General features: G+C 63.7%; 12 protein-coding genes. 6 read left to right on the forward strand and 6 right to left on the reverse strand.

Annotated features, from left to right (window positions below):
* Positions 1 to 83: 83 nt before the first annotated feature.
* The gene (locus SO180_RS18280) at positions 84 to 1,022 is read right to left on the reverse strand and encodes an IclR family transcriptional regulator (RefSeq protein ID WP_449380229.1); all 939 of its coding nucleotides are present in this window, start codon (positions 1,020 to 1,022) and stop codon (positions 84 to 86) included.
* Positions 1,023 to 1,196: 174 nt separating this feature from the next.
* Here SO180_RS18280 and SO180_RS18285 point away from each other — a divergent pair, with 174 nt between their 5' ends.
* The 3 genes from SO180_RS18285 to SO180_RS18295 are packed head-to-tail and all read left to right on the forward strand — an operon-like array spanning position 1,197 to position 4,150.
* On the forward strand, positions 1,197 to 2,996 hold the full coding sequence (locus SO180_RS18285; RefSeq protein ID WP_449380230.1) for a thiamine pyrophosphate-binding protein: 1,800 nt from the start codon (positions 1,197 to 1,199) through the stop codon (positions 2,994 to 2,996).
* A gap of 46 nt (positions 2,997 to 3,042) precedes the next feature.
* Positions 3,043 to 3,747: an SDR family oxidoreductase gene (locus tag SO180_RS18290; protein ID WP_449380231.1), complete on the forward strand. Its 705-nt coding sequence runs from the start codon at positions 3,043 to 3,045 to the stop codon at positions 3,745 to 3,747.
* 19 nt (positions 3,748 to 3,766) lie between these two features.
* Positions 3,767 to 4,150 (forward strand): cupin domain-containing protein, encoded by a 384-nt coding sequence (locus tag SO180_RS18295; protein ID WP_449380232.1) that lies wholly within the window; start codon positions 3,767 to 3,769, stop codon positions 4,148 to 4,150.
* Positions 4,151 to 4,340: 190 nt separating this feature from the next.
* Here the strand turns inward: SO180_RS18295 and SO180_RS18300 are convergent, their stop codons facing one another.
* Together SO180_RS18300 and SO180_RS18305 are read right to left on the reverse strand one after the other, a co-directional pair.
* Positions 4,341 to 4,811: an NUDIX hydrolase gene (locus SO180_RS18300; RefSeq protein ID WP_449380233.1), complete on the reverse strand. Its 471-nt coding sequence runs from the start codon at positions 4,809 to 4,811 to the stop codon at positions 4,341 to 4,343.
* Positions 4,812 to 4,893: 82 nt separating this feature from the next.
* The gene (locus SO180_RS18305; protein WP_449380234.1) at positions 4,894 to 5,877 is read right to left on the reverse strand and encodes a lytic transglycosylase domain-containing protein; all 984 of its coding nucleotides are present in this window, start codon (positions 5,875 to 5,877) and stop codon (positions 4,894 to 4,896) included.
* 187 nt (positions 5,878 to 6,064) lie between these two features.
* On the opposite strand from SO180_RS18305, the gene SO180_RS18310 reads away from it, so the two are divergent.
* Entirely contained in the window at positions 6,065 to 7,099 is a 1,035-nt protein-coding gene (locus tag SO180_RS18310; protein ID WP_449380235.1) for a L,D-transpeptidase, read from the forward strand.
* A gap of 41 nt (positions 7,100 to 7,140) precedes the next feature.
* Here SO180_RS18310 and SO180_RS18315 read toward each other — a convergent pair whose 3' ends face one another.
* The gene (locus SO180_RS18315) at positions 7,141 to 7,416 is read right to left on the reverse strand and encodes a hypothetical protein (protein ID WP_449380236.1); all 276 of its coding nucleotides are present in this window, start codon (positions 7,414 to 7,416) and stop codon (positions 7,141 to 7,143) included.
* A 78-nt stretch (positions 7,417 to 7,494) separates the two neighbouring features.
* Positions 7,495 to 8,352: a VOC family protein gene (locus tag SO180_RS18320; RefSeq protein ID WP_449380237.1), complete on the reverse strand. Its 858-nt coding sequence runs from the start codon at positions 8,350 to 8,352 to the stop codon at positions 7,495 to 7,497.
* 129 nt (positions 8,353 to 8,481) lie between these two features.
* Here SO180_RS18320 and SO180_RS18325 point away from each other — a divergent pair, with 129 nt between their 5' ends.
* Positions 8,482 to 9,783, forward strand: coding sequence for an NAD(P)/FAD-dependent oxidoreductase (locus SO180_RS18325; RefSeq protein ID WP_449380238.1), 1,302 nt, complete (start codon positions 8,482 to 8,484; stop codon positions 9,781 to 9,783).
* An 87-nt stretch (positions 9,784 to 9,870) separates the two neighbouring features.
* Here SO180_RS18325 and SO180_RS18330 read toward each other — a convergent pair whose 3' ends face one another.
* Entirely contained in the window at positions 9,871 to 11,295 is a 1,425-nt protein-coding gene (locus tag SO180_RS18330) for an ABC transporter substrate-binding protein (protein WP_449380239.1), read from the reverse strand.
* 186 nt (positions 11,296 to 11,481) lie between these two features.
* On the opposite strand from SO180_RS18330, the gene SO180_RS18335 reads away from it, so the two are divergent.
* The gene (locus SO180_RS18335) at positions 11,482 to 13,227 is read left to right on the forward strand and encodes an ATP-binding protein (protein ID WP_449380240.1); all 1,746 of its coding nucleotides are present in this window, start codon (positions 11,482 to 11,484) and stop codon (positions 13,225 to 13,227) included.
* Positions 13,228 to 13,231 lie beyond the last annotated feature (4 nt).

Below are 13,231 nucleotides of genomic sequence, written 5' to 3' on the forward strand. Positions count from 1 at the left end.
TGAGAGATGCTTTTTTAATGCTGGAGGATAATCCCGAACGCGGTTGCCGGTGTCAACCGGCAAAATCGCCGCTTGCGCGCCACTTAGACTTTTTTCGCTGCTGGCTTGGATGTCGTGGTATTGGCGCCGAACTCCGCGGAGAGACGGTTGGCCGCGACCTGGACGACCTGCGCGCTCGCATGCAGCGCCTGGTTGGACAGTCGCCAGATCGGTCCGGAAATGCCGAGCGCCCCGATCGCCTGTCCGGTGAAATCCAAAACCGGCACGGCGACGCAGCGCACTTCCGAATTGAACTCGCCATCATCGAAGGCGACGCCGGTACGCTGCACCTCGGCGATCTCGCGCATCAGCACGCCAGGATCGGTGATGGATTTCGGCGTCGACGGCTTCAGCTCGGCGCGATCGAGGAAACGCTTGAGCTGTTCGGGACGCAGCGAGGCAAGAATGATCTTGCCCAGTGCCGTGCAATGCGCAGGCCGTACCACGCCGACACGGTCCGTGAGCTGGAACGCGCCCGGCCCGCTGGTGCGCGCGATGACGATGACGGCATCGCCCATGCGCACGGCAAAATGGCTGCTTTCGCTGGTCTCCCGCGACAGATCCTCCAGCACGGGCGTTGCGACATTGACCATCTCGATCTCGTCGAGCGCGGATGCCGCGAGCGCAAACAGTGGACGGCCGATGCGATAGCGCTTGTTGGCCTTTTCCTGCCGGAGATAGCCGAGCGAGACCAGCGTCTTGGCGAGATGAAAAGTGGTCGAGTTGTGCAGGCCGACGAGCTTGCTCAATTCGGCGAGGCCAATCCCTTCGCGATGCCGTGCAACCTCTTCCAGAATCGAGAAGGCGCGGCCGAGCGACTGCACGCCGCCGCCGCGCTGCTTGTCCTCGGCGTCGTCGCCATCCGTCGGTGTCGGCGGGACCAGTTCTGCTATGGCCGCCTTGCGCGGGCTTGCGGGCTTTTCACGAGTGCCGGGCGTGGTGCGCGATCTCAAGGAAAATGCCCCCTTCGATGAATCCATCATGGCTCGAGTCCTGACACTAACACGCGATTGGCAGCGGAGCCTCGCGCGTTTCCCTGGAACGAAGGTTATCACAATATAAATTGACGTACAGCATTATGAGAAATAGGGTGCCGGCGGCTCAACGATGGCCGCCGCATCGAAAAGAAGCCGTCGGGCCGCAGGGAGACGAGTTGAATGTCGCGAAACATGCTCAACGGCGCCCAGGTCATTGTCGACTACCTGATCCAGGAGAAGGTGCCGCAGGTGTTCGGGCTGTGCGGCCACGGCAATATCCAGTTTATCGACGCGCTGTATGAGCGTTCGTCCGAGATCAAGACGATTTCGGTTCATCATGAGAGCGTCGCCGGCTTCATGGCCGACGTTTACTACCGCGTCTCCGGGCGTCCGACTGCGACTTTCACCTCCTGCGGGCCAGGGTCGGCCAATTTGCCGATTTCGCTTGCGAATGCCTTTCTCGATTCCGTGCCGTTCATGGCGATCACTGGCAACGTGCCGACCAGCCAGTTCAATCGCGGCGCGTTCCAGGAAATGTACCGGCACCATCAGGCCGATTTTCCCTCCACGGTGCGTTCGATCTGCAAGAAGGTGTTTCAGCCGACGCGCGGCGAGATGGTGCCGCTTGCGGTGCGGCAGGCCTGGAAGACCATGATCACGGGACGGCCGGGGCCGGTGGTGGTCGACGTCCCCTTCGATGTCTTCATGGAGTCGGCCGCGGAAGAAGCACCGAAGGCGATCGACTGGAACGCAAATATCTCCAGCCGCTGCGGCGCCGATCCCGAAGGCGTGGTCAAGGCGGTCGATATGCTGCTCGCTGCCGAGCGCCCTGTGATGCTGGTCGGGCAGGGCGTGCGTTACGGCGGTGCTGCGGACGAGCTCCGCTGGCTCGCCGAGCGGCTGCAGATTCCGGTTGCGGCGTCAGCCTCTGGTCTCGGCGCGCTCGACGTCAGTCATCCGCTGGCGCTCGGTCTCGTCGCGCGTGCCGGGCACTATCAGGCCAATCACGCAACGCGTCAGGCCGATGTGCTGCTCGCCCTCGGCGTTCGCTTCGACGATCGCACCTCGAGCTCGTGGATTCCCGGTTATTCCTTCACCATCCCGCCGACCCGGCTCATCCACGTCGACATCGACCCCGAGGAGATCGGCCGCAACTATCCGGTCGCGCTCGGGCTGATGGCCGACGTCCGCACCTTCCTGCGGCAGGTGCATGCCGAGCTCGATCGTCGCGACAACCTGTTCAGGAAGTCCGATGCGCGCAAGAAATGGCTGGCGCGGATCGATGGCTACCGCAGGGAATGGGACAAGTTCGTCGCGCCTGGCTTTTCCGACGACACTACCCCGATCAACCCGCAGCGCGCCGCTGCCGAGATCGACAAGGCGCTCCCGGAGGACGCCATCCTCGTCAGTGACATCGGCGTGCACCACAACTGGCTCTTGGGCTTCTGCAAGCCGAAGCGGCCGGATTCGCTGATCGGCTCGATGGGGTTTGGTCCGATGGGCTTTGGCGTCGCCGGGGTGATGGGTGCGAAGTTCGCCGCGCCCGATCGGCCCTGTGTGTCGGTGTGCGGCGACGGCGCCTTCTTCATGCATGCCAACGTGCTGGGTACCGCCGTCGAATATGATCTGCCCGTGGTGTGGGTGGTCTGGAACAACTACGCCTATGCTTCGATCCGCGGCTTGCAGCGTGGCTATCTCGGCGGCCGCGAGCTCGCGACGGACTTCAAGGACCCTGTCAGCGGCCAGCGCTACAATCCTGATTTCGCGGCGATGGCGCGCTCCTGCGGGGTCGAGGGCGTGCGGGTGGATCGCGCCGCAGATATCGGCGAGGCCATCCGCAAGGGCATCGCGGCCAACAAGCCCTATCTCATCGACGTTGATATCGCCGCCGACGTCAACCCGGCCGGGGCCGGCGTGTGGGAGCTGCCGGGCCTCGGCCAAAGCAAGGCGGGCATCGGCACGCGCTATCAGCCGGGCTGATCGCGCGCGACGCGACTTTCAAGACGCAACATCAGGGGACACGGGAATGACGCTCGCAGGCAGGAAGGTCGTGGTGGTCGGTGGCTCCTCCGGCATTGGGCTTGCCACAGCCGAGCTCGCCAAGAAGCAGGGCGCGGACGTCATCATCGCCTCACGCAATGCTGCGAAGCTCGACGCCGTCGCCGAGCGGCTGAATGTGATTGCGATCCCGGCCGACGTGACCAGCGATGGGAGCGTCGCCGATCTGTTCCGACGCACCGGCGCGGTCGATCACGTCGTTCTGACCGCGGCACAGCTCAAGACGGGTCCGTTCAAGACGGTCGCCATGGACGACGTGCGCGGCACGATGGAAGGAAAGTTCTGGGGTGCCTGGCGCGTGGCGCGCGAGGCAGAGATCAGGCCTGGCGGCTCGCTCACGCTGGTCACCGGCTTTCTCAGCGTGCGGCCGCGTCCGAACTCGGCGATCATCAGCGCCGCGAACGGTGCGCTGGAATCGCTGGCACGAGCCCTCGCGCTGGAGCTTGCGCCGGTGCGCGTCAATGCGGTGTCGCCGGGCGTGGTCGACACGCCGATCCGCGCCGCGATGCCGGAAGCGGCGCGGCGCGAGATGCTGGCGAAGACGGCCGCCGCGCTGCCGGTTGGCCGCGTCGGCGCAGCCGAAGACATCGCGCAGCAGATCCTGAGCTTCATGGTCAACGGCTTCGCCACCGGATCGATCGTCTATGTCGATGGTGGCGCGCTCGTGAACTGATCCGGAAGGGAGTTCGATCATGGCAGATGAAACCAACGGCGCCTTCATCCGTAACATCGCCGAAGTGCCCTGGCGCGAATTCCCCAACCATTTCGGCGGCGCCTTGTCGAAACCGCTGGTGATGCCGGAGAATTCGGGCTCGCGTCACATCGACTACCGTATCTCGATGTACCAGCCGATGGCTCATGTCGCCCGCCACCATCACAAGGTGCAGGAGCAGGTCTACCACGTCCTCGAAGGCGAGGGGTTGATGGAGATCGCGGGCAAGAACCGTGTCGTGCGCAAGCACGACGTCATCTTCCTGCCGCCTGGTGTCGAACACGCGATTTCCAACTCAGGCCTGGTCGATCTCGTGTTCCTGGTGGTCACCTCGCCGGTGACGGATGACGAGAAGCCGGTCTGAGCGGGCAGTACCGGAAGGGAATGGGCGTCCTGGGGATTTCGAGATGATGGCAATTTGCCACTGATTTGCCCGACGTGTCAAATGATTTCGTAAAAGACGAAGTCGATCATGCCGGCGACATCCGGCTACTTTGCATGGGGTTGTTTTCGAGATTTTGCCCTGAGGCGTTGGCGCGGCGCGCCAACGCGAGCTATCCCGAGCCGCCGTCGACGCGCTGCGCCAGCCGATCGAGCAGCGGACGCTGGCCCGCATTGATCTTCTCGTGTGCCGTATCGAGCACGAACCATTCGGCGCGGTCGACCTCGGGAAAGCGCCGCCGCTTGCCGCTGCGCGGTGGCCATTCGATCTCGAACGTGTTGCTGCGAATAGACTGCGGATCGATATCGAACTTCGTGGCGAACGCCGTGACAATCTTGCCGCCGCGTTGCTTGACCTGACCGAGCTCGAGCAGCGGCACCGTCAGCTCGAATCCGAGCTCCTCGGCGAACTCCCGCCGCGCGGCTGCCTCGGCGTTCTGGCCCTCAAGATATTCGCCCTTCGGGATCGACCAGGCACCCAGATCCTTGTTGCGCCAGAATGGCCCGCCGGGATGTACGAGCAGGACCTCGATGCCCGATGGCCGCATCCGATAGGCGATGATCCCGGCACTCTTCAACGACATCGCAGGTTCCGTGGCCTGTCCGTCTTGCGTGCATTTCAACACAGGTCGGAAGCCAGCAAAAGATCGTCGAGGGGCTTCCGTATCAGCTCGAAGATCGCTCGCGCAATGCGATGCGAACGGCGTGGGTCTTTGCGCTTCTCGCCGCGCGTGCGGCGATCATGCTGCGCGCCTTACCGAGCCGCGTAGCACTGGCCGACGGTGTGCTTTTCTTGAGCACCAGTGCGAGCCGCTTGCGTGCTTGGTACGCGGCGAGCTTTGCCGTGGCCACCGCGGCTTGCGCCTTCTGGATTAGTGCCGTGACACTTGCTGCAGGTGAGGCCGAGACGAACGCGACCTCCTTGGTCTTGGATAACCCGCCGACGCCTTCGCACGGCGCTTCGCTGGGAAGATCAATTCGGATCGCGAGCATGTCGGCGTCCTCGATCCAGTCTTCCGCCCTGGTGCCGGTGATGATGCGGACGTAATCACGTGTCTCGCGCGGAAGTGCGCTCTGCTTCGCCAGCCATTTCTGGATGCGGCCGCTGCCGGCGTTGTAGGCGGCTGCGGCGAGGCCAAGATTGCCGAAATCATCACGCAGCTTGCGCAGCAGCCTTGCGGACGCGGGCAGCGCCTTGAACGGATCAAAGGGATCGTCGAGCCCGACTTCGGCTGCGGTTTCCGGCATGAATTGCGCGACGCCTCGCGCCCCGGCGTGGCTGACCTCGTTCGAGCGGAAGCGGCTCTCTTGCCAGATCAGGCGTGCAAAGAACGGGACCGGGATTTCGCTGTTCTCGGCGGCCTCGCGCAGTGCGTGACAGAATGCATCGTGCGGCGACCCTTCCGCCTTGCGTTCGGTGCTGGTATCCGCCGGCGCGTCTGACGGGGCAGAATTCTCTTGTGCGGGTGTCGCATTCGACTGCTCGTCGGCCTTGGCCCTTTCAAACAGCGCTGCGAAGGCGGTGGAGATTTGTTCGGATGGACTGATTGCGATGAGGAGAGTGTTGGCGCTCGATGGCGGATTGGCCGGTCCATCGAGGTCGAGCATCAGGACGAGGAACGCGGCGAGCGCCGCGAAAACAAATCGCATTGCTTGGGTGAGCCTCAATTGTAGCTGGGTTGGCCGCAAATGCGCTGCGGATAGGGACTTTTTGACGAGTCGATTGCGGCGAAGCTGCGATCTTTGCTGTTCCGTGCAGGAACACCGTATTTTCCTCGCTCTGGAACTTCGTCGCGTTCCGTGACTTTACGGAGAAGTCCCTGGCTGAGGATGCAGCATGTTGCGAACGCTTGCCGCCGTGGTGCTCTCGTTCCTTGCGGTGACGCCTGTCATCGCAGGTGGCCTCGATGCCGCTGCGATCAACGACGCGGTCATGCCCGCGAAGCCGACAGGCTCCGATAAGCCGAGCAGCTCCGTCGTCAAGCTTCAGATCCTGCTCGACCGGGCGCACTTCTCGCCCGGCGAGATCGACGGCAAGCTCGGCGAGAACGCGCAGAAGGCGTTGTCCGCTTTTGCCGAAGCAAATGAGCTAAATCTCGAGAAGACGATCACGCCGCATCTCTGGGACAAGCTCACGGCGACGAGCGACGGCCCGGTCATCGTCGACTACAGGATCACGGAAGCAGATGTGAAGGGACCGTTTCTCAAGAAGCTGCCGGCGAAGATGGAGGCCATGAAGAGTCTCGCGGCGCTGAACTACACGAGTCCGCGCGAAGCGCTCGCGGAGAAATTCCACATGAGCGAGGCGTTGCTCAGCGCTATCAACCCCGGAAAAAAGTTCGACAAGGCGGGCGAGATGATCGCCGTTGCAAATGTCATTGGGCAGCCGAATGCGATGCCGGTCGCACGCGTCGAGATCGACAAGGCGCGGCAGACGCTGAGGGCGTTCGACGCCAGCGGAAAGCTGCTCGCGTTCTATCCTGCGACAGTCGGCAGTTCAGAGAAGCCGACGCCGAGCGGCACGCTGAAAGTGACGGCCATCAATCAAAATCCGACCTATCGCTACAATCCGGATTACAGGTTCAAGGGCGTGAAATCGAGAAGGCCTTTCACGATCAGGCCCGGCCCGAACAACCCTGTCGGCTCGACCTGGATCAACCTGTCCGCCGAAGGCTATGGCATTCACGGCACCCCCGATCCCGGCAAGGTGAGCAAGTCGGCTTCGCACGGTTGCGTCCGGCTGACCAACTGGGATGCGCTGGCGCTCAGTGCGAACATCAAGCGCGGAACGCCGGTGGCGTTTCTGGACCGGCCGGGAGAAGCGACAACGCCTGCGCAGAACAGGCCGCTCGCAAAGAGCTCGCGGATGTAGCCTACTTGCAAGACAATCGTCGTCCCCAGACGGAGGCGCGGCTAGTCCTTGGGAAAGTCCTTGCGCATTGCGATCTCGGCGGCATCGCCAGGCGACAGCACGGTTTGGTCGAAGGCCGGCTGCGGCCTCGTCATGATGTCGTACAGCGAGATGCCCTTGATGGGCTTTGCCATCAGCTCGCGCACGCATTCGGCGAGCGTGCCGTTGTAGACGAGATAGGGCGGGCCTCGGTCCTTGAGGCGCTGGCCCTTCAGCGATGGCCACTTCTTCAGTTCGGCCGGCGCATCATAGGCGATCGGCGAGCTTTCTCTAAACATGCGCGTGAGCCCTGCGGCTTGATCTGCCGGGGACCCTAAGGCCCCCGGAGTAAACGCATGCTAAAGAATTACTTCAAATCAGCCGGCAACGAAGGCGAGCAAGGTACCGTTGGCGGCGGCCGGCGCTACGCAGATCGCAGCGCCGCTGCGCATGGCGGCTGCACCGAGGGCCTTCTCGGTCGCCGCGAGATCGCCGCTGACCAGCACAAGTGCTGCACCACCGCGTTCGGCAAGACCTGCGAGCGGAACGCCAGGATAGCGCTTCCCGAGCTGGTCGAGCGTCAAGAACACGAAGTCGGCGCGGTCGCCGCCGGAGGGCACGGTCGCCGCGCCGTCGGCTTCTGCTTTTGGCTCGCGGTCGATCAGGCGTGACAGGTGCGCGGCGTCCTTTGCGGGTTCGGGGCTTGCAATCAGCACCTGCTTCAACCGCTTCGCTCCGTTGGGGTGCGTCATCAGTTCGGGAATCCATACCGTCTCGCGTGTCTTGTGCTGGCAGGCGAAGATGCGCACGCCGCCCGGCGCTTCCGCGACGGGCCACTGGAAGACGCGGAATTTCGCCGCCGACACAGTGCCGTTTGGCAGCGTCACCGGCCGCTCGAAGTCAACCGGGCCGACCGGTGGAAATCCGTGCGCGCGGATCTCCTCCGCGCCGGCCGTGGAATCGACCGCGGTAAAGGCGATGCGCTCGATGCCGTCGCCGCGCTTTTCGAGAAAGGCGCGTGCCGGAGCATTCTGTTCTGTCGGCGCGAGCACTCCGAGCAATTCCATATAGTCGGGGTCGAACATGATGGTGTAATTGCCCGATCCCATATGTGCGCTGTGAGTGCCGCGCGGCGAGACGGTGAAGCCGAGCCGCTTGTAGTTTTCCGCGGCCTTGTCGAGATCCTTCACCATGACCACGGCGTGGTCGATTCCGATGACGTTTTTGAGGGCCACTTGATTTCCTCGGCATGAATGGGTGGATTAGGCTGCGGAGGACGACAACGCACCTGCAAGCGGCTGTCAACTGCGACAGCCGCAGATGCGGTATCTCGTGGCGCTTGGGACAATTTGGAAAGATTGATGATGAGTGGTTCATCCGTCGCCTGGCCGCATTCGCTGTGGGCCGCGGTCACGCCGCGGGGGCCCGAATTGCCGGAGCTGATTGGAGCTGAGAAGGCGGATGTGGTCGTGGTCGGCGGCGGCTTCACGGGGCTGTCTACGGCGTTGCACTTGCGCGAAGCCGGTGTCGACGTCGCGATCGTGGAGGCGGCCGAGCCGGGCTGGGGCGCCTCCGGCCGCAACAACGGCCAGGTGATCCCGACTTTGTCGCGCCCCGATCCCGAGGACATCATCGCGCGACACGGCGCGGTGGGCGAGCGTTTCGTCCACCTGTTGCGCGACAGCGCATCGGCGTTGTTCGACGTGGCGCGGCGTTACGGTATCGAGGCCGAGCAGGAGCAGGCCGGCTGGGTGCAGCCGGTGCATTCGCCGGGCCGCATCAAGATCGCGGAGCGGCGGGTGCGGCAATGGTCGAAATTCGGCGCGCCCGTCGAACTGCTGTCGCGCGAGCAGGTGAGGGACATGCTGGGCTCGGATGCCTGGTATGGCGGCTTCTGGAACAGCACCGGCGGCCACATCAATCCGCTGGCGCTGGCGCGCGGACTGGCGCGCAGCGTCCTCGGCCTCGGCGCGCGCATCTACGCACGCTCCCCGGCCGTGAGTTTTGAGCGGCGCAACGACAGATGGGTGGTGAAGACGGAGAAGGGTGAGATTTCCGGCCGTGCACTGGTGATGGCGACCAATGCCTATAGCGGCGAGTTCTCCAAGCGACTCGTGCCCGACATCGCGCATGAGGTGATGCCGGTGCTGTCCTGGCAGATGGCGACGCAGCCGCTCTCGGACAATGCCAGGAAGACCATCATCCCCGCGCGGCAGGCGATGTCGGATACCCACGGCGAACTTTATTTTGCCCGTTACGACGCGCGCAATCGCCTCGTCACCGGCGGTGCGGTGATCGGGCCCGGCAACAAGGCGGGGCGGCTGAAGGCGCGCGTCACCGAGCGTTTGCAGCGGCTCTGGCCGCAGATCGGTGAGGTCAGCTTCGACTATGTCTGGAACGGCTACGTCGGCATGACCTCGGATTTTTTGCCGCGGATCCACAGGCTCGGGCCGGATGCGTATGGCTGGACCGGCTGCAACGGCCGCGCGGTGGCACTGACGATCCCGCTCGGCGACCAGCTCGCCAAAGCCGTGCGTGGCGTGCCGGACAGCGAGCTCGCACTGCCGTTCACCAATCCGGTGCCGATCCCGGCGCACGGTCTGATGCGCAAGCTCGCGCCGCTGATGCTGCTGGTCTACCGGCGCCGCGACGCGCGCGAGATCTAAAAGCATGATCCGGAAAAGTGTGCAGCGGCTTTCCGAAAAGATCATGCGCAAATGAAGAGCTGGAGCGCGCCACTTTCGTTGCGGCTGCTATCCGCGGATCGCCGCATTCGCGCGTTCGGCGGCGACAGGCATCACCGCCTTCGCCGTCTTGTTGCCGGAGACCACTTCATTGACGCCGATCATGAAGGCGTCGAGGAGGCGCCGCTGTTGCGGATGGAACAGGATCGCCTTGGCGCGCTCGACATCGGCGTCCTGCAGGTTCGCCAGCGCGGCCTCGGCGGCCTGCGCGCCGAACGCATCCTTGAAGGCCTGGCTCGACCAGGCGGAGACGCGAGTTGTCGCAAGCCCGGCAGCAGCGGTTTGCAGCGAGGTCGGCCTGCTCGTCGCCCAGAGCAGGAACAGGAACGCGGCCCGCTTGTTCTGCGACTTTGAATTCACGCAGGCCTGCCAGTGCGACATGAAGGGGACGGGCGTCTTGCCGGGAAGGTGCGGGAAGGGTGCGAACCCCGCTTGCCTGGCGACGCGGCTCTTCCCCGGATTGGAGATGTCGGTGGCGAAGTTGCTGCTGTCGATCGCCATTGCGGTTCTCGCTTGGAGGAAATCGTCGAGCACCTGGTACCACTCATAGGTGCCCACATTGGCAGGTCCTGCCTGGCTGAGCAGCCGCGCATACATGTCGATGGCCTCGATCGCCTCGGCGCTGCCGAAGGCCGCGGTGCCATCCTTGTTGACCATGGACCCGCCGTAGGAAAACACGAAACCCATCGCCGGCGGGGTCGAATTGCCCCCGGCTTGCGCCCGCATCGCAATTCCAGCCATATCGCTGCTCTTGACCGCCTTGGCGGTCGCGAACAACTCGTCGAAGGTCTGCGGCACCGGCAGGTTCTTGGCCGCCAGCGCATCGGTGTTGATGAACAGGGTCATCGCCTCGGAGGTGATGGGAACGGCGTAGCGCTCGCCGTCGGACCACACCGGAAAGGCGCGCGCGGTCTTGAGGAGATCGCTCTCGTCATACCAGGCGGGATCGGTCAGCGACTTGTCCGCGTAATGGGCGTTGAGCGGCTCGAGCCATCCGCCCGAGATGCCTTGGCCATAGGTCGTGAACATGAAAACGTCAGGCGTATTGCCGCCGCGCGCGAGCAGAACGGGGATCGCGCTCAAATAGGTGGTCTCAAGCTGGAAGTCGGTGACGACCTTGATGCCGGTGAGCTTGGTAAACTCCGGCAGCAGTGGCGCGATCGCGCTCGACCATGGATGGATCGCGCCCATCAGCGAGATCGTCTGCCCCGCAGATTGCTTCCAGTCGATCTTGGCGTTGGCAAAGACCGCGCTGGCCTCCTCGGCGAGGCTGCTGCCCGGCCACGCCGTGAGGGTCGGCAAGATGGCACCTGCCATGCCCAATGTCTTGATGAAGCTGCGCCGGCTGGTCGGCGCTCGCCCGTTACACGAGTTCTCACGTTGCGGTTTTTCGCTTTGTGATTTGTCGCTTTGTGATTTTTCTCTTGGCGCCATGTTGATGCTCCTCGTTGTGGTCAGTCGTTCACAACACACAACCTGTGACGCGCCCCGGCTTCGTCAAAGCCGAATGATCAACTCCGAAGCCGGAGTAACATGCGGAGAATATTGAGTTTCCGGCTCTCCAATGCGGGCCGGTTCATGCTATCATTCTAGCCATGCTCTGGCGTAGGCTCCTGAAGATTGTGTATAAGAGACAGCTACTGGCGCGATCGGCAGGCGCTCAATGTTTCGCTCGCGCACAGCCGCAACGTGTTCGAGACGTTCGATCGTCTCAAGGCGATCATCGCCGACCTGGAGGCCGAAAGGCACGGTTATCTGCTCACCCTCGATCCCGCCTATCTGAAGGCTTACGGCGTCTCCGACGAAAGCGTGCGACGGCAGGCCGAGGCGCTCCAGGCGCTCGTCGTGAAAGACCCGTTGCAGAGCCTGCGCGCCGAGCATCTTGCCTTGACCCTTTCGGCGAAGCTCAAGGAGATCGACGACATCGTCAAGACGGCAGCGCGCGAATCCGGGTTGGCGGCGCTGGCGATGATCCGAGGCATGGAGGACATCCGGTCGCAAATCGACCTCATGGTTGATCAGGAACGGCTCCGCCAGGTAGATCTCGACAAAGCCGCTGACGAGCTCGAGCAGCGGAGGACCCGGCTCACCATCGCGACTGTCGTCTTCGTCGTCGCGTTGGCCGGTGCGGCACTGGCGCTGGCGCGCATCGAGGCGAGACGGCGGCGGATGGCGACCGAGGAGAACGTCCAGCTCCAGAGCGACCTCCTGGCGCGCGACAGGAAGATCCGGCGGCTGTTCGATTCCAACATCATCGGAATCATCATCTGGGATCTCGAAGGTCGCATTTTCGAGGCCAATGATGCGTTCTTGCGGATCATCGGATATGACCGCGAAGACCTCGCCGCGGGCCGTCTGCATCGCGCCACGCTCACACCGACCGAATGGCATGGCCACGACGCGCAGCACGTCGCCGAACTCGAGCGGATCGGCACCGTCCAGCCGTTCGAGAAGGAGTATTTTCGCAAGGACGGCAGCCGTGTGCCGGTCCTGATCGGCGGGGCAATGTTCGAAGACAACAGAAGCCAGGGCGTCGGCTTCGTTCTCGATCTCAGCGAACTCAAGCGGGTGGAGGCCGAGGCGCGAGAGAACGAGCGGCGCTACCGCGAGGCCCTGATGGAACTCGCGCACACCAACCGCGTCACGACCATGGGCGAGCTGACGGCCTCGATCGCGCATGAAATCAGCCAGCCGATCGCCGCTACCGTGGCGAACGCGCGAGCTGGATTGAACTGGCTCGGCGCCCGGCCGCCAAACCTCGACGAAGTTGGGCAGACGCTGGGCTGGATCATCAGCGACGGCATGCGGGCCAGCGAGATCATCAGCCGGATCCGTGCGCTCATCAAGAACGCCCCGCCGCAGATGGAGGACCTTGAGATCAATCAGCTGGTGCGCGAGGTCATGACCTTGACGCACAGCGAAATGCTGAAGCACGACGTCACGGTGCGGATGCAGTTCGCCGAAGGCTTGCCGCCGGTTCAAGCGGACCGAGTCCAGCTCCAGCAGGTGGTTCTCAACCTGATCATCAATGCCGTCGAGGCGATGAGCCACGTCCGCGAAGGCGCGCGCGAGCTGTTCATCTCCACCGGCAGGAACGATACGAACGGCGTCGTCATCAGCGTGCGGGATTCTGGCCCGGGGCTCGATCCGAAGAGCGTGGGCCGCATGTTCGAGCCGTTCTACACCACCAAGTCTGAAGGCATGGGGATGGGGCTGGCCATCTGCCATTCGATCATCGAGGCGCATGGCGGGAAGATGTGGGCCGGCGCGAACGAACCGCGGGGAGCGGCGTTCCAGTTCACCCTGCCTTTGGCCGAGGAGACCGCGCGCATCGGAAAGGCCGCTCCGGCGCCGGCATTGGGCTGAAGCG

The organism is Bradyrhizobium sp. UFLA05-112 (assembly GCF_053572325.1).